The following is a 24,243-nucleotide window of genomic DNA, read 5'->3' on the forward strand; positions in this document are numbered from 1 at the left end:
GTTATAAAACACGTTATAAATAATTTAGAAGGTAATTTATGAAAAGATTAAAACATTTAAACATACTTTATATATTAAAAAATAAAGATTCAGAAGTTCTAAACACTTTACAAGAAAATGCAAATAATTTTATTGTGAAAAAAAACATAGAAGAAATCAAAAATGTTTTAGAACAATCAAAAATTGACATTATTTTTAGTGAAGAAAAAATATCAAATAATATTTTAAATATCATTAGAACAAAATACAAACACATTCATATTATTATTTATACAAACTCTATATCAAAAAAAGAATACTTTGATGCAATTATGCAAACAAATATAAAATACTTAACAAATACACCAAATAAAGAAGAATTAGAAAACATCATTTTAAGTGTTATTAAAAATATTGATTCTTTAAGTTCTAATATTCTTTATTTAGAAAATGATTTTATTTATGATAAATATAACAATACTTTATTGAAAGATAAAGAGATAATTTCTCTATCAAAAAAAGAAAACATGTTCTTAAACTACATATTAGAAAATAAAGATAGAGCAGTTTCTTACGAAGAAATAAATGAAAAACTCTGGAAAGGTGAGATGACACATAATGCCTTAAGGTCTGTAGTAAAAGAAATAAGAAGAAAAATATATAAAAATCTAATTAAAAATATTTCTGGGGTAGGATATAGAATTTCAATTTAACTAATAAAGTATTTAAGGTTAAAACCTTAAATACATAAAATATCAAGATAAATACTAAACTTTTTTCAAAACTAACTTCAAAATTAAATTTTAAATCACTACCATACTATAGCGTTTATATAGCATTTGAATAGTTATAAACAATTATTTAAATTCTTTTTTTTTATGATTTTATACTTTAATATTCCAATTTATAGTATTTCTTTGTTTTTAATAGTATAATTATTTACATATAAATAATAGCATATTATGCTATAGAAGGAAAGATATGTTTAAGAATCTATCGATAAAAGTAAAACTTCTCATTCTAGCTGTTGGTACAATTTTTGTTATATCTACAGAATCTATAATAGATTCTATAAATAGAATTACAAAACTAAATGAAATAAATATAAGTGACTTTAGAGAAAAAGCTTATGAAACAAAGAAAAATGAACTCAAAAACTATGTAGAACTTGCATATAAAGTTATTGAGTCTTTTTATAAGCAAAGTAATAGTTCAAATGAAGAGCAAATGAAAAAAGCTGCTATTTTTGCTGTAATGAATATGCAATATGGGAAAAATGGTTATTACTGGATAAACGATTCTAATCATGTAGTTATTGGGCATTCTGCAAAACCTTCACTTAATGGTAAAAATCTTGTTAATTTAAAAGATAAAAATGGTGTCTATATTTATAAAGAAATTGTAAAAAAAGCAAATAAAAGTAATTCAGGTGGCTTAGTAAAATATGTATGGACAAAACCTGGAAAACAAAAACCTCAACCTAAATTTTCTTATGTTAAAAGATTCAAAGAATGGGATTTTATAGTTGGAACAGGTGCTTATATTGATAATATAGAAAACGAAGTTATTAATATGCAGAAAAAAGCAAGTGATCAAATTAATACAATCGTTTACAAGAGTATTTTAACTAGCCTTATTATATCAATATTAGTTGCACTTGTTTTTATATTTATTTTAAATAAAATACTAATTAAACCCTTAAACAACTTCCAAGATGGATTACTTGACTTTTTTAGTTTTTTAAATAAAGAAAAAACTGATACAAACCCTTTAAAGATAAAAGCAAATGATGAAATTGGCGAAATGTCAAAAATAGTAAATGAGAATATAAATAAAACAAAAAAATTAATACAAGAAGATCATGATTTAATAATTAATGTAAAAGAAATTGTAAAAAACGTAAGTCAAGGATATTTAGATAAAAATGTCCAAACTTCTACTTCAAACGAAGCTTTAAATGAATTAAAAGACTTATTAAATGATATGTTAAGTAATTTAAAACAACAAGTTGGTGAAAATATTAATAATTTAAGTAAGGTATTAGACTCTTATGCAAATAGAGATTTTACTAAAACTTTAGATGAAAAAAACTCAGGTAAAATAGGAAAAGAAATTATTAACCTAAACAGTATGATTACTCAAATTCTAAATGATAATTATAAAGATGGTAATATCTTAAATAATAATGCTCAAGAGTTATCTTCTAGTGTCTCAACACTATCATCAAATGCAACAAGTCAAGCAGCATCTTTAGAACAAACTGCTGCTTCAATTGAAGAAATCACAAGTAATATAAAGCATACAAGTCATAAAGCCCAAACAATGCTTGAAATTTCATCACAAACTAAAGAAGCATCTTCTAAAGGGAAAGATTTAGCTTCAAAAACAGCTAAAGCTATGGATGATATAAATGAAAAGGTAATCGCAATTACAGATGCTATTACAATGATTGATCAAATTGCCTTCCAAACAAATATTTTATCTCTAAATGCAGCTGTAGAAGCAGCAACAGCTGGTGAAGCAGGAAAAGGTTTTGCAGTAGTTGCACAAGAAGTTAGAAATTTAGCAAGTAGATCAGCTCAAGCAGCTAAAGAAATAAAAGACTTAGTAGAGAGTGCTTCATCAAATGCAACAGAAGGGAAAGACATAAGTAATAATATGATAAATGGCTTTGAAGATTTAGAAGATAAAGTTCTACAAACAAATCAATTAATTGACGATGTAACAAATGCTGCAAAAGAACAAACTATAGGTATGTCACAAATATCAGATGCAATTAATCAATTAGATCAATTCACTCAACAAAATGCTCAAATTGCAGATAAAGCGAATCAAGTAGCCATAAAAACTGATGATATTGCAAAACATGTAGTTGAAAATGTAGAAAAAAATAACTTTCTTAAAATCTAAAATATACACCCATTAAAATTATGGGTGTATTTGAAGATAAAATACTTTTATTTAACCCTTAATTTAAGCTATTTATTGTAAAACATTTCATAATAAAAAATTGAAAGACTATTATGAAAAAAGAAATATCAGTAAAATATATATTTAAACTACTATTAGAAAATAAAAAAAGTTTAATACTTGGACAAATAATTACTGTAATTGCTATTGCAATTAGTGTACCTATACCATTAATGCTTCCTGTATTAGTTGATGAAATACTACTTAATAAACCTGCTTTATTTGTAAATACAATTAACTCTACTTTTGGCGAAGGAAATGCTTTTTATTATATAAGTCTAGTAACTTTTGCAGTAATATTTTTAAGACTAATACATTTTATTTTTATTGTAGTAATAACCAAAATTTTTACAAAAATCTCAAAGTATGTTACTTTTAAAATCAGACAAAAACTCTTGAATCATTTAAAAAATGTAAATATGAATGAATATGAAAGTTTAGGTTCAGGTGCTATTACATCAAACCTTATTACAGATATAAATACATTAGACAATTTTATTATCTCAATTGCTAGTAAGTTTGTAGCTTCTGTTTTAACTTTATTAGCAGTAGCAATTGTAATTATTACAATTGATCCTATTTTAGGACTAATGATACTTTTTATTCAACCCATTGTTATGATTTTATCTAAAAAAATATCTAAAAAAACAGGTATTTTAAAAAAAGAAGAAAATCAAACAATAGAATCTTTTCAAGATAGTTTAGGAGAAACATTAGAATTATTCGGACAAATAAAAGCAAGTAATAAAGAGTCATACTTTTTTGAAAAAGCCATAGATAAAGCAAAAGATATACAAAGAACATCAAATGAATTTAATTATAAAAGTGTAGCTTTTGAAAGATTCTCATTTACTATTTTTCTAGTAGCTTTTGAAATATTTAGAGCTACAGGATTAATTTTAGTTGAATATGATTCTTTATCAATTGGTATGATGTTTGCTATGTTTGGTTATATTTGGTTTATTATGACTCCCGTTCAAGATATTTTGACAATTCAATACTCTTATGCAAGTGCAAATGCTGCTTTAGTTAGACTAAATAAAATATTAGATTTAAAAACTGAAAAATCAGGGAAAGAAGAGCTTTGTGTAAAAGATAAAAAAGTAGATATTTCCTTACATAACTTATATTTTTCTTACAATGAAGATAAAAATGTACTTGAAAATATAAATTTAGAAATAAAAGCAGGAGAAAAAGTAGCTTTAATTGGTGCAAGTGGAAGTGGGAAAACTACTTTAGCTCAAATAATTTCTGGATTTTATTCTAAAAAAAGTGGTGATTTAAAATATAATAATCATAGTATTGATAAACTAAATAGACAAAGTATAAGAGATAATATATTTTTAGTCTTACAAATGCCTATACTTTTTAATAATACTCTTCGATTTAATATTACTATGGGAAATGAAAATATAAGTGATAAAGAAATATATAAAGCCTTAGAAATTGCTCAACTATATGAAACTATAGAAAAAATGCCAAAAAAACTTGATACTATAGTAGGAAGACATGGAGTAAGATTAAGTGGAGGACAAAGACAAAGATTATCTATTGCTAGAATGATAATAGCTAATCCTGCAGTGGTTATTTTTGATGAATCTACATCAGCACTTGATGTGTCAACAGAAGCAAAACTATTTAATGCTCTAATTCCTATCTTGAAAGACAAAACAGTAATTACTATTGCACATAGACTAAGTACAGTAAAAAATGCAAATATGATATATGTTTTAGATGAAGGAAAAATCGTACAAAGAGGAAATCATGACGAACTTGAAGAAGTTGAGGGTCATTATTTAGAATTTGTTAAAAATCAATTGATATAATTACAATAAAAAAGGAGAAAATTTGGATGCAGTAAATTTAAGAAATTACTTTTTTTATCTTGCAACATCAGTAGTAATAATTGCAGGATTAAAAGTAGCAAGTGAGATAGTGGTATTACTATTTCTGTCCATTTTTATTTCATCAATTATTTCATCCTTATTACAGTTCTTACAAAAAGGTAAGGTTCCTAAGTTTATTTCATATTTAATAGTATTATCAATTATTACAATTGCTTCACTTTTAGTATATTATATTATAAATATTTCATTAAAAGATTTTCTAAGTAACCTTAGCTCTTATGAAAAAGGATTTAATGATTTAATAGTAAATAGTATTCACTTAGTAGAACAATACGGATATACAGTAGATAAAGATCAAATTCTACAAACACTTAATCTAAGTTCATTTTTTGGATTTACTACAAATATAATAGGAAATATAGGAAGCTTTTTATCTAAATTTTTACTTATTATTATAGGTATAGCATTTATATTAGCTGAAAGTAAATCTTTTGAAACAAAGTTGAAAATAATATTTAAATCAAATGCACAAAAGTTAAAACATTTCAATTTATTTTCTCATAATATTCAAAAATATTTTTTAGTAAAGTCTACAACAAGCTTTCTTACAGGTTTTATTATTACTGTAACTTTAATTTATTTTGATGTTGACTATCCTGTATTATGGGGAGTTATAGCAATGCTATTTAACTTTGTTCCTGTTGTTGGATCTATCATAGCAGCAATTCCAGCTGTACTTTTATCACTTTTAAATGCAGACATAAATACAACTATTATTTTGATAGTTCTTTATATGACTATCAATATTTCAATTAGCAATATAATTGAGCCAAAACTTATGGGTAAAGAATTAGGGCTTTCACCTTTAGTAATCTTCTTTTCTCTTATTTTATGGGGATGGGTTTTAGGAATAGTAGGAATGTTCTTAGCTGTACCTATTACAATGACTTTAAAAATTGCTTTTAATTCAAATAGTAGTACTCATTGGCTTGCGATTTTAATGTCAGATTTATCAAGAAATAAAAAAGGATAAAGACTAACTTTTAGTCTTTCTTCTTTTCATTATTTTTTTTATTAAGATTTTCATCATATTTTTTTTCTATAAAAACTTTAGAAATAATAAGTATAATTAAAACAGGTATTGCATACCATTCATTTAAATAGCCCTCTTTTGTAAACTCTTCAAAATCAAACAATAAGAGACCTTATACTTTTTGTTTTAATGTTAAATCTAAATTACTATTATAAGATAATACATCAGAATTAAAAATAGCAATTTCTTCATCTTTAAATTCAGACATTATGTTTTTTGCCCAATTACTAATACTAACACTATATGCATTACCTATTTTACTTGAATTAGCTTGTTCAACTTGCTGCGTTGATCTAACTTGTCTATTAAAATCAGCTTGATTTGGTGTTGATATAGTATTATTATTTATTCTCATATATTATCTCTTTTTAGACTTTTGATAGTTTTGATTATATATAAAGTTTTATTAGAAGCTTATTTTGTAAGTTTGTTTTAGTTTTTTTCTTCTTCCATCTGTTCAATTATAAATCTTAAATCTTTTATAATCTTATCTTTTTTATCTAAATTATTCTGATACTCTTTTATTTTTCCATGAGTAACATCTAACTCTTCACTTTTAACAGCTAAATCATTTTTTAACATATCAATTTTAATTTTAAAACTTTGAATAGAGTTTACATGATGTTCTACTTCTTGTTTTTTTGATACAAGCATATTATTATATTTATTATTTAATTCTGTTATTTGTTCTTCATAACTTGCGATTTGTTTTTCTTTTGATTTTATTTTATTAGTCAAAACATCTAAGTTTGATTGGCTATTATCTGACACAGAAGCTCTAAGCATAAATAATTCATTTCTTAACTGATCAATTTCTTTTTTAAGACTAAACTCTTTTCGATTAGCTTCTTTTATATTTAGTAAAACTTTTTTTTGAAAATCTCTTTTTTTCAAATTTTCTTGAGTAGTTAAAAATGCAATTGTAATATACTCTATACTATCATCAATATTTCTAATCTTAAAAATTGTATTATTTAGATAAAAAACTTCATCATCTTTACTTATAAATTTGGTATTACCTTTCCAAAGTTTATCTTCACGTATATCATGCCATGTTTCTTCAATATGTTTTTTTGGAATATCTGGATGAATTAAATCATTAAAGTTTATATTTTTTATCTCTTCTTTTGTATATTTTGAGACATCAAGCATTCCTTCATTCATATAAGTAATGCCTCCATTATCATTCATCTTATAAATTAAAGCAACTTTATCAACTGCTTTTATATAATTTTTAATCTCCAATCGCTTTTGTTCAAATCTCTTTTCAAAAAGTTTCTTTTCTCTTAAAATATCTACTTTTTCAAGTAGCTTTTTCATATCAACAGGTTTTGTAAGTATTGAATTTACATTTAAATCAATAGCTTTTAAAAGAGTTTTACTATCTATACTTGCAGATGTAATAATAAAAGGTACATATAAATCAGAAAGTCTAACTAGCCTTAAAAGCTCTAAACCATTAACCTCTGGCATTTCTATATCTGAAATAATTATATCAATATTAGGATTTTTTTTATACAGTTCGTAGGCAGTTTTACCATTATTTGCTTCTATAACATTTTTAAAATACTTATTAAGTATTTCTGATAAAAGCTTTATATGTTCTAAGTTGTCATCAACTAATAAAATCGTTATGTCTTCAAAATCCATATTCAAATATACCTTTTTATTTTTTCTAAAAAATATTATACTTATTATAGTTATAAAAAGCTTAATACATAGGTGTTTTATGATTGATTTAAAATTAATATATTCAAGATAATGATTTTTTAATATGTAGTTTTTTTATTGCTATTAAATAAGGTAAACCAATAAGCCGAGTTCTGTTTTTAAGACAATAATTTATCTAGTTAGCAAATTACTTAGCTAATCTTGCAAAGACCAAAAATGTGAAGTTAAATACCGGGTCTTTTTGCTGCTGGTTGGGTTTACAAAGCACTTAAGATTACTCAAAAGTCTGGTGAGCTCTTACCTCACCGTTTCACCATCACCGAAAATTCGGCTGTCTACTCTCTGTTGCACTATCCCTTAGGTTACCCTAGCCATTCTCTAAATGGAACCATACTTCACTGCAGCCCGGACTTTCCTCTTGAATATAAATTCAAGCTATTGTCTGGTTTACCTTAAAGAGGCGAAATTATATCTAATTTTACTTAAACTTTATTTTCTTATAATATCATAATATTCAGGAGCTGTAAATTTAAAAATATTATCTTCTATTTTAACATTTATTTTTGAATCAGTAAAATTTATAGTAACACTATTTTCTAATTTATCTTTATAAGAAATAGTATCAATTTTATTTTCTTCATTTGAAGTTTTAATAATATAGTCTACATTTTGATAATTTGCTAAGTAATTATTCTTTTCAAGCTTTTTAGCCCCTTCTAAAAGTTTAATAATATTTACTTCTGTTTCTAAAGTTGTATAAATTGCTTGTTCTAATTCTGGTTCATCTATTATGACAAAATTATTTAAAACATATACATTTTTAATAATAGGTGTTTTATACTTCCAAAGAATTTTTCCATCTTTTTTTATAAAAACTGCCCCTTTATACTCTATTGTTTTACCTGTTGTTGATTTAATACTTTGTGTAAAATCTGATTTGTATGTATCTAATTTTTCTATATTAATTGAAGCATTTGAAACTATTAAGCAAGCAATTAGTAACAATCCTGTTTTATAAAACATATTTTAACCTTTTTTTCTATATAATCTTTTGGATTATAACAAAAAGGAATTAATTTTATGTTTAATGTTTTTTCAAAGATTTTTGGCACAAGAAACGATAGAGAAGTAAAACAATATAGAAAAAGAGCTGAAGCTATTAATACCTTAGAAAGTAAATACGAAAGCTTAAGCGATGAAGAATTACAAGATAATTTTAACGAATTAAAAAAACAAGTACAAGAAGAAAATAAATCACTAGATGAAGTACTTAATGATGCCTTTGCTATCACAAGAGAGGCTAGTAAAAGAGTTTTAAATATGAGACCTTATGATGTACAGCTAATTGGAGCGATGGTACTTCATGAAGGAAGAATTGCTGAGATGAAAACAGGTGAAGGTAAAACTTTAGTTGGTTCTCTTGCAGTTTCATTAAATGCACTAAGTGGAAAAGGTGTACACGTAGTAACAGTAAATGATTATCTTGCATCAAGAGATGCAGGTGAACTTGAACCTTTATATAACTTTTTAGGGTATAGTGTAGGTGCTATTACAGGAGATATTAGGGATGATGGTTTAAGAAGAGAGCAATACCATTCAGATATTACTTATGGAACAAATAATGAGTTTGGATTTGATTATTTAAGAGACAATATGACTTTAGATATCAATGAAAAAGTTCAAAGAGAACATAACTTTGTTATTGTAGATGAAGTTGACTCAATTTTAATTGATGAAGCAAGAACACCTCTAATAATTAGTGGGCCAACAAACCATAAAAACTCTAACTATCTTAAAGCAAATGAAATTGCTTTAAAATTAGAAAGAGGTGAAATAATTGAGCCTAAAGACCCAAGCCAAAAACCTACTACAACTGGTGATTATACAGTTGATGAAAAAAACAGAGCTGTTTTATTAACAGAACAAGGTATTGAAAAAGCAGAAAAACTTTTTGAAGTTGAAAACTTATACTCTTTAGAAAATGCTATGTTATCTCATAGTTTAGATCAAGCTTTAAAAGCAAACTTCATTTTTGAGAAAGATGTGGATTATGTTGTAAAAGACAATCAAGTTATAATCGTAGATGAGTTTACTGGAAGATTAAGTGAAGGTAGAAGATTTAGTGAGGGACTACATCAAGCTTTAGAGGCTAAAGAAGGTGTATCAATTCAAGAAGAATCACAAACATTAGCAGATATTACATTCCAAAATTACTTTAGAATGTATGACAAACTTGCAGGTATGACAGGAACTGCACAAACAGAAGCTACAGAATTTGCAGAAATTTATAACTTAGATGTTGTATCTATTCCTACAAATGTACCTATTCAAAGACTTGATAAAAATGACTTAATCTATAAAAGTGAAAGAGAAAAATTTGAAGCAGTGTGTAATAGAATTAAAGAATTACACGAAAAAGGACAACCTGTTCTTGTTGGAACTGCCTCAATTGAAAAATCAGAAGCATTACATAAAATATTAAAAGATAAAAAAATTCCTCATACAATCTTAAATGCAAAGCAGCATGAAAAAGAAGGTAAGATTATTGCAGACGCAGGACAAAGAGGTGCTGTAACTATTGCTACAAATATGGCAGGTAGAGGTGTTGATATTAAATTGTCACAAGAAATTCTTGATTTAGGTGGATTAGTTATTTTAGGTACAGAAAGACACGAATCAAGAAGAATTGATAATCAATTAAGAGGTAGAGCTGGACGTCAAGGTGATGTTGGTGAATCTCAATTTTACTTATCACTAGAAGATAACTTACTTAGAATCTTTGGTTCAGATAAAATTGCTGGAATAATGGAAAGAGTTGGTATTGAAGAAGGTGAACATATTGAATCAAGAATGGTTACTAGAGCAGTTGAAAATGCACAGAAAAAAGTAGAGTCTATGCACTTTGAAAGTAGAAAACATTTACTTGAATATGATGATGTAGCAAATGAACAAAGAAAAGTAATTTACGCATTTAGAAATGATCTTTTAAAACCTGACTATGATATTGATTCAAAACTTGAAGAAAATAGAGCTGAGTATATAGCAAATGTTTTAGCAGATGCTGAAATTATTGATGGTATGCCTTCTGAGGACTTTAATTATGATTATATAATTACAAAATTCAAAGAAGAATTACATCTAGTTATAAAACTAGAAGATATTCAAGCTGAATCTTATGAAGAATTAGAGAAAAAATTAATATCTATAATCAAAGAAGTTTATGAGCAAAAAATGTCAATTGCAGCTCCTGAACAAAAATCAGAAATAGAAAGAGTACTATACTTACAAATTTTAGATAATGCATGGAGAGAACATTTATACTCAATGGATACTTTAAAGACAGGTATTGGACTTAGAGGATATAATCAAAAAGACCCACTTGTTGAGTATAAAAAAGAGTCTTACAATATGTTTATTGAATTAATTTCAAATATCAAAACAGAAATTATTAAAATTTTATTTACAGTACAACTTCAATCAAATGAAGATGCCCAAAAAGAGCAAGAAGCTTTAGCTAAAATGAAAGAGCAAATGGAAGAAGCAAATGAAGGTGCTATTACAAATGTGGAAGAAGATAAAATATTTGCAAATGAAAAGAAAATAGCAAGAAATGATCCTTGTCCTTGTGGCTCTGGTAAAAAATATAAACAATGTCATGGAAAAAGCGGACCTAAAAGAGGTTTAGCAGCAGGTAACTAATTTTGAATAAAAAGTTAGTAAACTTTATAGTAAGAAAATACCTAAGATTTGATAAAAAAAATCCTTTTATATCTATAAGTGCTATTTTGGCATTTATAGGTGTAGCTATTGGAGTTATGGTTCTTATTTTATCTATGGCTATTATGAATGGAACTGCAAAAGAGTTTGAAAAAAAACTTTTTACCATGAATTACCCTTTGACAATTTATTCTAAATTTCAAAATGGTTTAAATGAAAATATTCTAAATCAACTTCAAAATAAATATCCAAACTTAATGTTTTCTCCTTATATTTCATCACAAGCTATTATTCAAAGTGGTGACTCTATGAGTGGAGGTATGATATTTGGAGTAATTCCACAAAAAGAAGCCAAAATAAACTCTATTTATAAAGAAGCTTTAGGTGATTTAAAACTTAGAAAGTATGATATTATCACAGGACAAGGAATAAGTGATAAACTTTATTTAAACAAAGGTTCAAAAGCTACTTTATATTTCACAGATTTAAATCCTACTGGTTTTTCTATGATTCCTAAAATGAAAAGATTTACTTTTCAAGAGTCATTTAAATCAGGTTTAAATGCTTATGATAAAGCATATATGTATACATCAATAGAAGCCTTGAGAACTCTATTAAAAAAGGATAAAGAAACTTATGATGGAATTCATGTATATTCAGATAATGCTTTTAAAGATATAAAGCTTATTCAAAAAGATTTAGAAGGTACTGGTGCTGGCGTTATTGGATGGTGGCAACAAAATGGAAACTTCTTTGCAGCAATGAAAATGGAAAAAACAGCCTTATTTATTGTATTAATGCTAATAATTTTAGTTGCTTCTTTAAATATCATATCTTCTTTACTTATGACTGTTATGAGTAGAAGAAAAGAAATTGCCCTACTTTTATCTATGGGAGCTAGTATTAAAGAGATTAAATCTATATTCTTAAGACTTGGTACAATTATAGGCTTTTCTGGTATTATAATTGGTATTGCTTTAGGATTTATAGGATTATGGGTTTTAGATACTTTTGAAATAGTATCTTTACCTGCTGATGTATATGGAACAGCAAAATTACCTCTTGATTTAGCAACGAGTGATTTTATTTCTATTATTGTAGGAGCAGTTGTAATTGTTCTTTTATCATCTTACTACCCTGCTTCAAGAGCTACAAAAATCGATGTTATCGATGTATTAAGAAACGAATAATTCTATTCGTTTCTACTTTCCTAAATCTTTAATAAAATCATATAGTTTAACAGGAGATTCTAAGATTCTTTTTCCAATATTTACAGGAACAGAAAAGGCATCTTTTGTTAAATTTGTAGAAATTTTTGGATTTGATAAATCTCCAAATATATTAACTTGAGTTGCTACTCTTTTATTCTCACCCAATAAAACATAATTTACAACAGGAATACTTCCTACAATAGCCGAATAATCTTTAAAGAAAATCAATTTAATTTTTGAGTCTAAAGTCATATCATTTAAATTTACTTTGCCTTTTCCATCAAAATCTATACCATTACCTACTGTAATCAATTTATTTACATCTAAAATTTTCTTTTTATTATCATAAACAAATTCTAATACTCCATCTATTATTTTATATCCAGTAAGATTAAAACCTTTATTGGAAGCCATTGAAACTACAGAAGGTACTGCTAATAAAGGATTTATTAAAGCAGGTGAACTATGTATAAAAATAAGTAGATTATTAATAATTGCTAAATCTTTAATTTTAACATTTGTCAATAATACTTTTCCTTTTAAATTATCTTCAAAACCATTAGCAAGAAACATTAACTTACCATTTTCAATAATTTCTTTATTAAAAATTGTATTTATAAATTCATCACTCACATTATTTGCATAAATATCAATCTTTCCTTCTTTTGAAGCTTTATAAGTTATATCAGTTTTTTTATGTTTTAAATGTAAATATTTACTATTATCTTCTTTTAATCTAAATTCATAAGTATCAGCTAGAAACTTAAACTCATTATTTATAATAATTGTAGAATTTTTACCATTTAAATTAATTTTTGTGAAATCATTTTTTTCTTCATCTTTTAAATTAACTAAAACATCATAATTACTTATATCTAAGTCAATTTTATTTTTATCTTTTATTCTTACAAATAAGTCCTTATTTAAAGTATTTATTTTTATTTCATCTTTAAAAACTAGACCCTGAATATTTAAAGAAGTTACTTTTTTTCCATGTTTAAGTAAAGGAAGTTCAAGATTGTTTACAAATGCTTCAAAATCTATTTTATCCTTATTTATTTTAGCCTTAAAATTTTTTAAATAGTATTTATCATCTTTTGTTTTTAAAACAATATCTTCACCTTTTATAGTCAATACTTGGGTTGAAGTTTTAGAATTCTCTTCTTTACTTAAATCAACAGTGTAATCTTTTAAAAATATTTCTATATTTTCTTTTTCTGCAAAAAGTTTTAATTTATCATTTTTTGAGCTTATATAGACTTTATTATCTTTTAGTTTTCCTTGTATTTCTAAACTTTCGACAAGATTTGATTTTTCATATATTGGATAATTTAAACCTGAAATAGAACCCTCAAAACTAAGATTATCTTTATCAATAATATTAAGACTTAAAGCTCCATTTTTAATAGAATTTTCTTTCATTAAAGAAGAGTATTCATATATTTTTGATAAGTCTTTTAAAATCACATTTACATTTTCCTCAACATTAATACTCAAGGCTAAATCTTCTAAAGAAACTAATACTGCTTCATTAAAATCAAGTGCTAACTTACTTTTTTTATTAGTAATATCCACAATATTAGTATCTGTAGTTTTTACTACAAACTCATCTATTAATACATCACCTTTAGCTTTTAAAGTTTTGGTATCTAATTTTAAATTATTTATTTTTGAGTTCAACATATCTAAGTATGCAAAATCAGAATTTTTTATTTCTACGATAGAACCATCTAAAACTATATTTGCATTTTTTGTAAAAAACTCAAACTCATTTGCTTTAATTTTTGCATTTTTTACAGTAAAAAAGCCTTTTGTTGTCATTTCTTTTTTTAAAGAATATGGAATTTTTAGAATAACAGAGGCGTTGGTTATTCCAGTTTCTTGAACTAAAGGAATATGTACATCAAATACTTTTAATAAATCAATTATTTGAGTATTTAATTTTGTCTTAGCTTTTATATTAACTTCAACAACACCATTTTTTTCGCTTGCTAAATTTCTAATTACAACATTACTTCCGTTTATACTTATGTTTTTATAAGTAGGTTTATTAAGATTTATATATAAATTACCTTTTTTAAACTCTAAATTGATAAGTTTACTTTTTACAGGAGAGACTCCTTTATGGAAATTTACTTTTGCATCATATAGTTTTGCTGTTCCTCTCAAAGATTTTTCTACTACTGTTTTTCTTTCTAAATCAAATTGTCCGTAAAAATCTTCTAGCTTTAAGCTGGCTTCCACATTTTCATACATCCAATCCTCTGCTTCATTTGGTAAGCGAAAAAACTGTTTTAAAAATTTTAAACTTTTAAATTTATTTGAATTTATATAAAAATTAGCCAATTTGTCAGTCATTTCAAGTTTTAAATCTCCACTAACTTTTGGATAATAATATTTTCCAAAATAATCTAATTTTTCATTAAAATAATCAACTCTTACTTTTCCATCAAGTAATAAATCCACATCTTTTAAATAAAGTGAATACATATCAAATACTATTTGTTGAGATAGAAATTTAATATTTGAAGAAAAATTTATAAACTTATTATCTAAGTAAATAGACTTATTATTTAATGAGATTGTAAACTCATTACCATCGATCTTTAGTCTTTCTACATGAATTCTTTCAAATATTTTTAATATATTAGGCAATAGTTCAATATTTTTCTTTAAATCATCATAAGAGCTCTGAACTTGTGATTTTTTTGATTTATATTCTATATTTTCGACATCTACAATAAGCTTTTTATCTAGTTTTATATAGAATTGCGTGACATTTATATTACCAAAAGAGAAAGAGTCTATTTTTATGCCAGATAATAATACCAAAAACGCCGAAAATATAAGCAAAAGAAGAAAAACTAATAAAAGTTTAATTGTTTTTAACATTATTGAATTATTCCTTATTATTTCTATTATAGGTTTATTTTATGTAACTATACCAATGACATCAACAAAAGTTTTGTATATCCCAAAAGGTAGTACTAATTCTATAGTATCTTATCTAAATAAAAGTGGTTTTGAGCTTAACATAATAGATAAAGTTATATTAAGAAGTTTAGGGTTTATTCAAAGTGGTTGGATAAATATTGATGAAAATAGATTAAGTAAAATGGATTTTTTATATAAATTAACAACTTCTAAAGCTGCATTAAAAAGTGTTACTTTAGTACCTGGTGAGACTACTTATATTTTAATAAAAAAGTTAGCAAAAAAATTTAATCTTTCAGAAGATAGATTATGGGAAGTTTATAATAAACATGCATATAAAGCCGATGGGAATATTTTAGCAGATACATATTCATTACCTTATGGAATGAGAGAAGATCATTTAATGTTATATTTATTATCTCAAACTAGTAAGAAATATGAAGAATTTTCAAAAAAAATATTTGGTATTTATGATAAAAAGAAATGGTATTATTATTTAAGTTTAGCTTCTATAATTCAAAAAGAATCTGCAACTATAGATGAAATGCCTATAGTTTCAAGTGTAATTCATAATAGATTGAAAAAAGGTATGAAACTACAAATGGATGGAACTTTAAACTATGGTAAATATGCCCATATTAAAGTAACTGCTCAAAGAATCAAAGAAGATAATAGCTCATATAATACATATAAATATCCTGGACTACCTAAAAACCCTGTTTCAGCAGTAGGCTTAAATGCCATAAAAGCAGCTATTTTTCCTGTGAAGAGCAAATATTTATATTTTGTAAGAGATAATAAAACAGGTTTACATAAATTTGCTACGACTTACAAAGAACACGTAAATAATATAAAAGCAAATAGAGGTGTTAAAAAAAGTTACACTAAAGTTAAAGCTGTTGAAACACAAATTGATAAAGAGGCTAAAACCATTATGGAAACTGATGTTAGCGAACAAAAGCCTACTTCTATAAAAGATTTATGGATGAATATAAAATAATAATTGTGCAAAATTGAAACAAACATATTTTTGACATATTTTTAACTATAAATTTCATTTATGATAAATTTAATTAGTGATAAGATATTGACATCATAAAAATTAAAATTTAGGAAAAAACATGTCAAAGATCATTTACACAAAAGTTGATGAAGCACCAGCATTAGCAACATACTCTTTCTTACCAATTATCAAAGCTTTTACTAAAAGTTCTGGTATTGAAATGGTTACAAAAGATATCTCACTTGCAGGAAGAATTCTTGCAAACTTCCCTGAGAACTTAACAGAAGATCAAAAAATCGGTGATCACTTAGCAGAACTTGGTGAATTAACACAAGATCCAACAGCAAATATTGTAAAATTACCAAATATTTCTGCTTCAATTCCTCAATTAAAAGCAGCAATTGCTGAATTACAAGAAAAAGGTTACAATGTACCTAATTATGACGAATCAGAAGAAATTTCTGCAAGATACTCTAAAATTTTAGGTTCAGCTGTTAATCCTGTATTAAGAGAAGGTAATTCAGATAGAAGAGCTCCTAGTGCAGTTAAAAACTACGCTAAAAACAATCCTCATAGAATGGGTGAATGGAAAAAAGACTCTAAAACTGATGTAGCACACATGAGTGAAAATGACTTTTATGGTTCAGAAGTAGCAACAACTATGACTGAAGCAAATGACGTTAAAATTTCTTTCTTCAATGAAGCTGGAGAAGAGACTGTATTAAAACAATCAACTCCATTAGAAGCAGGTGAAATTATTGATGCAACAGTAATGAGTGCAAAATCATTACAAGAATTCTACCAAAAAGCAATTGATGAAGCAAAAGAAAGAGGTGTATTATTATCTCTTCATTTAAAAGCAACAATGATGAAAGTATCTGATCCAATTATGTTTGGATATGCTGTTAAAGTATATTTCAAAGATTTAATTGCTAAACACGGTGAATTATTTGATTCATTAGGTGTTAATTTTAACAATGGTTTAGGTGACTTATACTCTAAATTAGATCAAGTAGATGCTGATAAAAAAGCTGAAATTGAAGCTGATATTGAAGCTGTTTATGCAAATCAACCAAAATTAGCGATGGTTAATTCTGATAAAGGAATTACTAACTTGCATGTACCTTCTGATGTTATTATTGATGCATCTATGCCAGCTATGATTAGAGGTGGTGGTAAAATGTGGAATGCCGATGATCAAGAAGAAGATACATTAGCAATGATTCCAGATAGATGTTATGCAAGAACATTCCAAGCTGTTATTGATGATTGTAAGCAAAATGGTGCATTAGATCCAAAAACTATGGGAACTGTTCCAAATGTTGGACTTATGGCTAAAAAAGCTGAAGAATATGGTTCTCATGATAAAACTTTCCAAGCACAAGCTAATGGTCAAATCAAAGTTATTGATAAAGATGGAAATGATGTATTTACATTTGACGTTGAAGAAGGTGATATCTTTAGAATGTGTCAAGCTAAAGATGCTCCAATCCAAGACTGGGTTAAACTAGCAGTTACTAGAGCTAGATTATCTGATACTCCTGCAATTTTCTGGTTAGATGAAAACAGAGCTCATGATGCTGAAATGATTAAAAAAGTTAACAAATACTTACCAGAACATGATACAACTGGTTTAGATATTTCTATTATGGCTCCTGTAGATGCAACTAAAAAATCTGTTGAAAGAATGAGAAAAGGATTAGATACTATTTCTGTAACAGGAAATGTTTTAAGAGATTATAATACTGATTTATTCCCTATTTTAGAATTAGGTACAAGTGCTAAAATGTTATCAATCGTTCCATTAATGAAAGGTGGAGGATTATTTGAAACTGGTGCTGGAGGATCTGCTCCTAAACACGTTCAACAATTCCAAAAAGAAGATTACTTAAGATGGGATTCATTAGGTGAGTTTATGGCTTTAGCTGCTTCTTTTGAACACTTAGCAAATACACAAGACAATAAAAAAGCACAAGTTTTAGCTGATACTTTAGATAAAGCAACTGGAACTTTCCTTTTAAATGACAAGTCACCAGCTAGAAAATTAGGTTCAATTGATAATAGAGGTTCTCACTTCTATCTAGCAATGTACTGGGCTCAAGAATTAGCAGCACAAGATGTTGATGCTGATTTAAAAGCTGAATTTACACCAATTGCTGAAGCAATGACTGCTAATGAAGATAAAATTGTATCTGAATTAGTTGCTGATCATGGAAAACCTGTAGACATGGGTGGATACTACTTACCAAATGATGAATTAACATCAAAAGCTATGAGACCATCTGCTACTTTAAATTCAATTATTGGTTAATAACTGAATCTACAAAAAGAGAAGTTTTAAACTTCTCTTTTATCTCACAAAATAAACAATCTCAAATCCTACAAATAAGTACCAATTTGATATAATTATTTAAAATATTTTACTAAAGGTTTCTATTTTGAATAATAAAAAAGTCGGTATTATTGGTGTTGGAAATGTTGGTTCAACATTAGCTTTTACACTAGCTTCTAAAAATATATGTTCACAAATTTTGTTAAAAGATATAAGAGAAAATATTGTCCAAGCCATGGCTTTAGATATATCACAAAGTGCAAATGCAGCTAAATCAAATACAATTGTAAAAGCTTGTATTAAAGATAAAGAGTTCAAAGACTGTGATATAGTAGTAATAACAGCAGGAGTTGCTAGACGTCCTGGAATGAGTAGAGATGATTTACTTCTAACTAATGCAAAAATTATGACACAAGTAATACAAAGTACAATTACGTTTAATCCAAATGCAATAATTATAATAGTTTCAAATCCTCTTGATGCAATGGTTTACACAGCATTAAAAGCTTCAAAATACCCAAGAAATAAAATCATTGGAATGGCAGGTATTTTAGATAGTGCTAGAATGTCTCACTTTATTTTAGAAAAACTAGGATATGGAGCAGGACAAATAGAAGCTTCTGTAATGGGTGGACATGGAGATGATATGGTTCCTCTTCCAAACTTCTCAACTGTTGCTGGTGTTCCTTTATCAGAAGTATTAAAAGAAAATGATGTAAAAGATATAGTAGAAAAAACTAAAAATGGTGGTGCTCAAATAGTTAAACTTTTAGAAACTGGTTCTGCTTACTATGCTCCTGCTTATGCAACTTCTTTGATGGTAGAAGCAATTCTTGAAGATAAAAAAGAGATTTACCCTTGTGCTATTAAACTTGAAGGAGAATATGGACATAAAAATATTGTTTCAGGAGTTCCTGTAATGCTTGGAAAAAATGGTATGGAAAAAATCATTGAGTTAAACCTAACTAATATACAAAAAGAAGAATTTAATAAATCAATATCATCAGTTCAAGAACTAGTTGATACATTAGAAAATAAGTTTTTCAAATAATTGAACTATAAAGATTTTTGTATATAATATAAATTAATTCCATATAAAAAGGTATAAATATGAAACAAACATTTGAAGTTTACAATGTAAAATGTGGTGGTTGTGCAAATACTTTAATAAACTCTTTAAAAGATGAATTTGGAGAAGTTGAAGTAGATTTAGAAGTAAATCCACGAAAAATCACACTTGATATAGAAGATGATAAAAAAGAAGCATTAAAATTAAAACTAAGAAGTCTTGGCTACCCACTAACTAGTGATGAGTTATCTGGTTTAGATAAAGCCACAACAACTGCAAAAAGTTTTGTTTCTTGTGCAGTTGGAAAATTTAATGTAGCTACAGGGAAATAAATATATTTAGAGGATATACTCCTCTTTCCCTAAAATAATATAAATATAATCTTATTTAAGTAGTTGTCATATAATTGTCGTAACCGACAAAGCCTAAAAAATGGTAAAATTATCATATATTAATTTAGGAAGTAAAAATGAGTATAAAAGATTTAAGAATAAAAAAAGGCTGGTCACAAGAGTATTTAGCGCAATTAAGTAATCTAAGTTCAAGAACAATACAAAGAATAGAAAAAGACAATAAAGCAAGTTTAGAATCACTAAATGCTTTAGCAAAAGCTTTCGAACTTGAAGTATCACAACTACAAAAAATAATAGAAGAAAGTAAAAACCCAATAAATCAAAAAATAAGTAATTCAACAGCAGATAATAGTTTCTTTAGTTTTTTAAAAAAAGATACAAGTGTCATAACTTTTTTATTTGTAAATACAATTCTTATTCTAATAAATATAATTACAAACTTTGAGATTTTATGGTTTATTTATCCTTTGCTTGGATGGGGAATACCTCTTTTTTATAAAAAATATAAAAAGTACCATTTACAGAAGTATTGATTTTTAGTACTTCTTGCAAATTTTTTATTTTTTTAATATACTATACCCCACTATATTATATTAAAGGTTCTTTATGTCAAGAGAAAAAAAGATTTTGCTTATTATAATTGTAAATATCATTATTATTGTTTCAGAAATAATATTTGGTATTTTATCAAATTCATTTGCACTTATTGCAGATGCACTTCATAATGCAGGAGATGTTTTAGCAGTTGTTGTAACTTATATAGCACTTGTATTAGGAAGTAAAACTACAACATTTAAACAAACATTTGGCTATGTAAGAGCTGAAATGATGGCTGCTTTTGTTAATACTCTATTTTTATATGTAACTATGATATATATGATTTATGAAGCTATTAATAGATTTTTTAACCCTGAAACTATTAACCCTATATATATGATTGTTGTAGGTTTAATTGCTGTTGTAGCAAATGGTATAAGTGCTTATATTTTAAATAATATTGGTGTAAGTTCTTGCTCACATAACCATGATCATAATCATAGTCATTCACATAATCATTCACAGACTAATGATGAAGATGCAAATATTAAATCAGCTTATTTACACATGTTAAGCGATGCTTTAATCTCAGTAGCCGTAGTTATTGCTGGTATATTTATTTACTTTTTTGAAGTTTATTTTATTGATTCAATCTTAACAGTTTTATTTAGTATTTATATTTTATATCATTCATATCCTTTATTAAAAAAGAGTTTTTTATCTTTAATGGATATAAATATAGTAGAAGTAAGCCAAGAACAACTTAATAAAATAATTAAGAAAAATGAAAATGTAATACAATACCATGATTTACATATTCATAAACCAAGTACAAAATATAATTTTATTTCTTTTCATTTAGTAGTAAATGACATAAATTTAAAACTTGAAGAGATTGAAAAAATCACAGAAGAAATAGAAGAAAATTTAAATAAAATAGGTTTTAATCATGTTTTAATTCAAGTTGAATCAGAAAAAAATATACAAAACCATAAAAATTGTATTATATAAAAGGATTAAAATGTATCAATGCGATGTAGAAAATAAAAAGTTAATTAACAGAATAAACAGAATTCATGGTCAAGTAAATTCCGTGAAAAAAAAGCTTGAAAATGATATTGATTGTAAGGATGAACATTTAGATCCCTATGAAGTTATAAGACAGCTTACAGCAATCAAAGGAGCTGTAAATGGAATGATAAACTCTTATGTAGAACATTTTGCAAAAGGTCATTTAGTAAAAGAAATCCAAGAGGCAAAAACTCAAGCTGATGCTATGGCAAAAATGGATGAGCTTGTAAATATTATGAAAAGTTATAGTAAATAAATTTACTATAACTTTAAAGATAAAGCTTTTAAAATAGAAGTTTTTTCTAGTTTTGATATTCCTTTTTGCATAGCATCAAGCTTTACTTCACCTTCAAAAGACTTTTCAATACTTCCATCTTTTTGTACTTTATAAACATAATATTTATTTTGAATAATACTATTTAAACCAAGAACTCTTACAAAATCACCAGAAGAATCATTTATAAGCTTATTATTTGTATCTTTATATAATTCTTCAAGTTTTCCATCTACTGCCAATTTTTTTATTACCCATGGAGTTTGTGATATATTTGCTACAAGTATAATATCTTTATTTGTATATTTATCCAGTTCATTAAAAACAGCTAAGGCATCATGATTTAAAACAATTATAGTTTTTTCTTTACCTTTTGGAAATAATACTTCTTTTCTAAAGTAATTACTTTCACCTATAATCTCAAAATGACTAGATAAATAAGCAATATTTTTTGAAAGCCTATTTTCTTGTTTTTGTATTACTCTTTCTTTAGGAGCAGTTAAATAAACTAAAAATGCAAAACCTATAACACCTAAAAATACAATTTTTAAAACATTTTTTATCATCTTTTATTCCTATTTCTTATTTTTTAATCTTTTTGCCCATCTTGAAAAAAGCCTATATGTTTCTATATCTTCACTTAAATTTTTTTTATTTATAATATGTTCAACTAACTCTTTAGCTAAATAAGGAGATAAAACAAATCCTCTTCCCCCTACTCCATTTAAAACATATAAATTATTAATCATTTCTAAATTTTCTTTTTTTATAAAACTTCCATTCAAAATATGAGGATATTTTTCAATACTTTTTTCTGAGTCAACTAACTTTCCAACCATTGGAAAATAATCTACACTTGAAGCTCTTGCTCCTATTTTTACATCTAAGAGTTCTACATTTTTTAAATGCTTGATATCATTAGCTAAAGATAAAAGCTTTTTAGTATCATCTTCCATAATTTTTAAACTTTTTTCATCTGGCTTTATATAGTTAAAATCTGCTTTTTTTAAATCATAACTAGTTTGGCTCATATCTTCTTCAAATCTATTATGTGTAGCACCTATGCTTATTAGATTTTTTGAACTATTTTCTATACTTCTTGATTTTGATAAAGAACACTCTTTATGATAATTTATATCTATTTCTGTAGAAGAAGAAATATTGATTCTTTGCCCCCAAACAGCTCTTATATTAAAATACTCTTCCTTAATCAAAGAAATATCTGCTCCTGTAGTTAAGATTAGATTTTTTGTTTTAATATCGTTATTTATGTACCAAAATTCATTAAGTTTTTCTATTTTAGAAACTTCATAAGATAATAGTTTTTTTATATTTTTTGTTAAAGCCTTGCATATTTCATAGGAGTTTACTTGAGAACCAATAGGAAAGAAATATCCATCTTCAAACTCTTTATATTCAAAATCCATATAAGGTTTATAACTTTCAAACTTCTTTCTATCTTCATCATTTTTAGGGATTCTACATGTTCCACAATTTGTAATAAGAGAAGGGAAATTATCCTTATAAAATTTTGTTGAATAACTTAAAGCTTTTGAAATAAGAGTTTTAAACTTATTATCTTTACCTAATAAAGGTGATAAAAAAGCCCCTGCAGCACCACTTGCACCAAGACCTACATCCTTATTTCTATCAATTATCAAAATATTTTCATTATATTTGGCTAATTCATAAGCCAGATGACAACCTGCAACTCCTGCACCTAAAACTATATAATCATAAACTTTTTCAGACATTTTTTTCTAACTCTTCCATAAATTGATAATTAGGTCGCCAATAACCTCTTCCACCTCTTAAACTAATACATCTATAATCAGGGAATTTTGACTTATAAAATTTTAGTCTCTCTTTTGTAGATTTTCCTGTATCACAATAAAAAACAAAAACCGTTCCTTTTGGATATTCATTCATTTCAAAAGGATTGTAAGTTATTGTTTCTATTTTATCTAAAGGCTTTAAAATAGTGTCTATAAGTACTACTTTAATTCCTTGTTTTTCTAGTTCTTTTGTATATTTATATAGTTCTTGCTGTGTCCACTCATCTTTTTCAAACATTTTATATTCCATTTATATTTATTAATACTATAGTTAAATAGACTCAACATAATACCATACTTAAGGTTAATAGTGCTAAATATAGTTTTAAACTTGATTGACTTAGACT

Annotated in this window: 20 protein-coding genes, 1 other RNA gene and 1 pseudogene; 13 read left to right on the forward strand and 9 right to left on the reverse strand. The window is 26.0% G+C overall.

Annotated features, from left to right (window positions below):
- Positions 1 to 38: 38 nt before the first annotated feature.
- The 4 genes and pseudogenes from ACH5BK_RS02820 to ACH5BK_RS02835 all read left to right on the forward strand — a co-directional run bounded on the left by ACH5BK_RS02820 (position 39) and on the right by ACH5BK_RS02835 (position 5,829).
- Entirely contained in the window at positions 39 to 692 is a 654-nt protein-coding gene (locus ACH5BK_RS02820) for a transcriptional regulator (protein ID WP_404304290.1), read from the forward strand.
- Between the two features lie 367 nt (positions 693 to 1,059).
- A pseudogene (locus tag ACH5BK_RS02825) lies at positions 1,060 to 2,889 on the forward strand (methyl-accepting chemotaxis protein); the annotation flags it as partial.
- A 113-nt stretch (positions 2,890 to 3,002) separates the two neighbouring features.
- Positions 3,003 to 4,775 (forward strand): ABC transporter ATP-binding protein, encoded by a 1,773-nt coding sequence (locus ACH5BK_RS02830; protein WP_404304291.1) that lies wholly within the window; start codon positions 3,003 to 3,005, stop codon positions 4,773 to 4,775.
- Positions 4,776 to 4,797: 22 nt separating this feature from the next.
- Positions 4,798 to 5,829 carry an AI-2E family transporter gene (locus tag ACH5BK_RS02835; protein WP_404304292.1) on the forward strand — a complete coding sequence of 344 codons (1,032 nt, stop codon included), beginning with the start codon at positions 4,798 to 4,800 and terminating at the stop codon, positions 5,827 to 5,829.
- A gap of 10 nt (positions 5,830 to 5,839) precedes the next feature.
- Here the strand turns inward: ACH5BK_RS02835 and ACH5BK_RS02840 are convergent, their stop codons facing one another.
- The 5 genes from ACH5BK_RS02840 to lolA all read right to left on the reverse strand — a co-directional run bounded on the left by ACH5BK_RS02840 (position 5,840) and on the right by lolA (position 8,583).
- Positions 5,840 to 5,992: a hypothetical protein gene (locus ACH5BK_RS02840; RefSeq protein WP_404304293.1), complete on the reverse strand. Its 153-nt coding sequence runs from the start codon at positions 5,990 to 5,992 to the stop codon at positions 5,840 to 5,842.
- Between the two features lie 9 nt (positions 5,993 to 6,001).
- A complete protein-coding gene (locus ACH5BK_RS02845; RefSeq protein WP_404304294.1) occupies positions 6,002 to 6,244 on the reverse strand; it encodes a hypothetical protein in 243 nt (80 codons plus the stop codon).
- A 77-nt stretch (positions 6,245 to 6,321) separates the two neighbouring features.
- Positions 6,322 to 7,539: a response regulator gene (locus ACH5BK_RS02850; protein WP_404304295.1), complete on the reverse strand. Its 1,218-nt coding sequence runs from the start codon at positions 7,537 to 7,539 to the stop codon at positions 6,322 to 6,324.
- Positions 7,540 to 7,685: 146 nt separating this feature from the next.
- Positions 7,686 to 8,014, reverse strand: an RNA gene (gene rnpB / locus ACH5BK_RS02855) — RNase P RNA component class A.
- A gap of 35 nt (positions 8,015 to 8,049) precedes the next feature.
- Positions 8,050 to 8,583 (reverse strand): LolA-like outer membrane lipoprotein chaperone, encoded by a 534-nt coding sequence (lolA, locus tag ACH5BK_RS02860; RefSeq protein WP_404304296.1) that lies wholly within the window; start codon positions 8,581 to 8,583, stop codon positions 8,050 to 8,052.
- Between the two features lie 57 nt (positions 8,584 to 8,640).
- Here lolA and secA point away from each other — a divergent pair, with 57 nt between their 5' ends.
- Together secA and ACH5BK_RS02870 are read left to right on the forward strand one after the other, a co-directional pair.
- A complete protein-coding gene (secA, locus tag ACH5BK_RS02865; protein WP_404304297.1) occupies positions 8,641 to 11,259 on the forward strand; it encodes a preprotein translocase subunit SecA in 2,619 nt (872 codons plus the stop codon).
- Between the two features lie 2 nt (positions 11,260 to 11,261).
- Positions 11,262 to 12,467, forward strand: coding sequence for an ABC transporter permease (locus ACH5BK_RS02870; protein WP_404304298.1), 1,206 nt, complete (start codon positions 11,262 to 11,264; stop codon positions 12,465 to 12,467).
- A gap of 12 nt (positions 12,468 to 12,479) precedes the next feature.
- Here ACH5BK_RS02870 and ACH5BK_RS02875 read toward each other — a convergent pair whose 3' ends face one another.
- Positions 12,480 to 15,380: an AsmA-like C-terminal domain-containing protein gene (locus ACH5BK_RS02875; protein WP_404304299.1), complete on the reverse strand. Its 2,901-nt coding sequence runs from the start codon at positions 15,378 to 15,380 to the stop codon at positions 12,480 to 12,482.
- Between ACH5BK_RS02875 and mltG the strand changes: the two genes are divergently transcribed.
- The 7 genes from mltG (at position 15,301) to ACH5BK_RS02910 (ending at position 22,043) form a co-directional block, all read left to right on the forward strand.
- Positions 15,301 to 16,422: an endolytic transglycosylase MltG gene (gene mltG / locus ACH5BK_RS02880; protein WP_404304300.1), complete on the forward strand. Its 1,122-nt coding sequence runs from the start codon at positions 15,301 to 15,303 to the stop codon at positions 16,420 to 16,422. The two genes, ACH5BK_RS02875 and mltG, sit on opposite strands and share 80 nt — an antisense overlap.
- 121 nt (positions 16,423 to 16,543) lie before the next feature.
- The gene (locus ACH5BK_RS02885) at positions 16,544 to 18,736 is read left to right on the forward strand and encodes an NADP-dependent isocitrate dehydrogenase (protein WP_404304301.1); all 2,193 of its coding nucleotides are present in this window, start codon (positions 16,544 to 16,546) and stop codon (positions 18,734 to 18,736) included.
- Between the two features lie 127 nt (positions 18,737 to 18,863).
- Positions 18,864 to 19,808, forward strand: a complete 945-nt coding sequence (locus tag ACH5BK_RS02890; RefSeq protein ID WP_404304302.1) for a malate dehydrogenase — start codon at positions 18,864 to 18,866, stop codon at positions 19,806 to 19,808.
- 59 nt (positions 19,809 to 19,867) lie between these two features.
- Positions 19,868 to 20,158 (forward strand): heavy-metal-associated domain-containing protein, encoded by a 291-nt coding sequence (locus tag ACH5BK_RS02895; protein ID WP_404304303.1) that lies wholly within the window; start codon positions 19,868 to 19,870, stop codon positions 20,156 to 20,158.
- 137 nt (positions 20,159 to 20,295) lie between these two features.
- Complete coding sequence (locus ACH5BK_RS02900) at positions 20,296 to 20,712, forward strand: helix-turn-helix domain-containing protein (RefSeq protein ID WP_404304304.1); 417 nt, start codon at positions 20,296 to 20,298, stop codon at positions 20,710 to 20,712.
- Positions 20,713 to 20,785: 73 nt separating this feature from the next.
- Complete coding sequence (locus tag ACH5BK_RS02905; RefSeq protein WP_404304305.1) at positions 20,786 to 21,727, forward strand: cation diffusion facilitator family transporter; 942 nt, start codon at positions 20,786 to 20,788, stop codon at positions 21,725 to 21,727.
- 10 nt (positions 21,728 to 21,737) lie between these two features.
- A complete protein-coding gene (locus tag ACH5BK_RS02910) occupies positions 21,738 to 22,043 on the forward strand; it encodes a metal/formaldehyde-sensitive transcriptional repressor (RefSeq protein ID WP_404304306.1) in 306 nt (101 codons plus the stop codon).
- 5 nt (positions 22,044 to 22,048) lie between these two features.
- On the opposite strand, the gene ACH5BK_RS02915 is transcribed toward ACH5BK_RS02910, so the two are convergent.
- The 3 genes from ACH5BK_RS02915 to ACH5BK_RS02925 are packed head-to-tail and all read right to left on the reverse strand — an operon-like array spanning position 22,049 to position 24,134.
- Positions 22,049 to 22,627, reverse strand: a complete 579-nt coding sequence (locus tag ACH5BK_RS02915) for a hypothetical protein (RefSeq protein ID WP_404304307.1) — start codon at positions 22,625 to 22,627, stop codon at positions 22,049 to 22,051.
- Between the two features lie 9 nt (positions 22,628 to 22,636).
- Positions 22,637 to 23,815, reverse strand: a complete 1,179-nt coding sequence (locus tag ACH5BK_RS02920; protein ID WP_404304308.1) for an FAD-dependent oxidoreductase — start codon at positions 23,813 to 23,815, stop codon at positions 22,637 to 22,639.
- The gene (locus tag ACH5BK_RS02925) at positions 23,808 to 24,134 is read right to left on the reverse strand and encodes a hypothetical protein (RefSeq protein ID WP_404304309.1); all 327 of its coding nucleotides are present in this window, start codon (positions 24,132 to 24,134) and stop codon (positions 23,808 to 23,810) included. Before ACH5BK_RS02925 ends, ACH5BK_RS02920 begins: the two co-directional genes overlap by 8 nt.
- Between the last annotated feature and the right edge of the window lie 109 nt (positions 24,135 to 24,243).

The organism is Arcobacter sp. YIC-80, assembly GCF_044841725.1.
Classification (GTDB): Bacteria; Campylobacterota; Campylobacteria; order Campylobacterales; family Arcobacteraceae; genus Arcobacter_B.

Excerpts from the sequence above, each read along its gene's own strand:
- ACH5BK_RS02820 (WP_404304290.1), top strand. The coding sequence starts at position 39 with ATGAAAAGATTAAAACATTTAAACATACTTTATATATTAAAAAATAAA.
- ACH5BK_RS02830 (WP_404304291.1), top strand. The coding sequence starts at position 3,003 with ATGAAAAAAGAAATATCAGTAAAATATATATTTAAACTACTATTAGAA.
- ACH5BK_RS02845 (WP_404304294.1), bottom strand. The coding sequence starts at position 6,244 with ATGAGAATAAATAATAATACTATATCAACACCAAATCAAGCTGATTTT.
- ACH5BK_RS02850 (WP_404304295.1), bottom strand. The coding sequence starts at position 7,539 with ATGGATTTTGAAGACATAACGATTTTATTAGTTGATGACAACTTAGAA.
- lolA (WP_404304296.1), bottom strand. The coding sequence starts at position 8,583 with ATGTTTTATAAAACAGGATTGTTACTAATTGCTTGCTTAATAGTTTCA.
- secA (WP_404304297.1), top strand. The coding sequence starts at position 8,641 with ATGTTTAATGTTTTTTCAAAGATTTTTGGCACAAGAAACGATAGAGAA.
- mltG (WP_404304300.1), top strand. The coding sequence starts at position 15,301 with ATGCCAGATAATAATACCAAAAACGCCGAAAATATAAGCAAAAGAAGA.
- ACH5BK_RS02875 (WP_404304299.1), bottom strand. The coding sequence starts at position 15,380 with ATGTTAAAAACAATTAAACTTTTATTAGTTTTTCTTCTTTTGCTTATA.
- ACH5BK_RS02885 (WP_404304301.1), top strand. The coding sequence starts at position 16,544 with ATGTCAAAGATCATTTACACAAAAGTTGATGAAGCACCAGCATTAGCA.
- ACH5BK_RS02895 (WP_404304303.1), top strand. The coding sequence starts at position 19,868 with ATGAAACAAACATTTGAAGTTTACAATGTAAAATGTGGTGGTTGTGCA.
- ACH5BK_RS02900 (WP_404304304.1), top strand. The coding sequence starts at position 20,296 with ATGAGTATAAAAGATTTAAGAATAAAAAAAGGCTGGTCACAAGAGTAT.
- ACH5BK_RS02905 (WP_404304305.1), top strand. The coding sequence starts at position 20,786 with ATGTCAAGAGAAAAAAAGATTTTGCTTATTATAATTGTAAATATCATT.
- ACH5BK_RS02910 (WP_404304306.1), top strand. The coding sequence starts at position 21,738 with ATGTATCAATGCGATGTAGAAAATAAAAAGTTAATTAACAGAATAAAC.
- ACH5BK_RS02915 (WP_404304307.1), bottom strand. The coding sequence starts at position 22,627 with ATGATAAAAAATGTTTTAAAAATTGTATTTTTAGGTGTTATAGGTTTT.
- ACH5BK_RS02920 (WP_404304308.1), bottom strand. The coding sequence starts at position 23,815 with ATGTCTGAAAAAGTTTATGATTATATAGTTTTAGGTGCAGGAGTTGCA.
- ACH5BK_RS02925 (WP_404304309.1), bottom strand. The coding sequence starts at position 24,134 with ATGTTTGAAAAAGATGAGTGGACACAGCAAGAACTATATAAATATACA.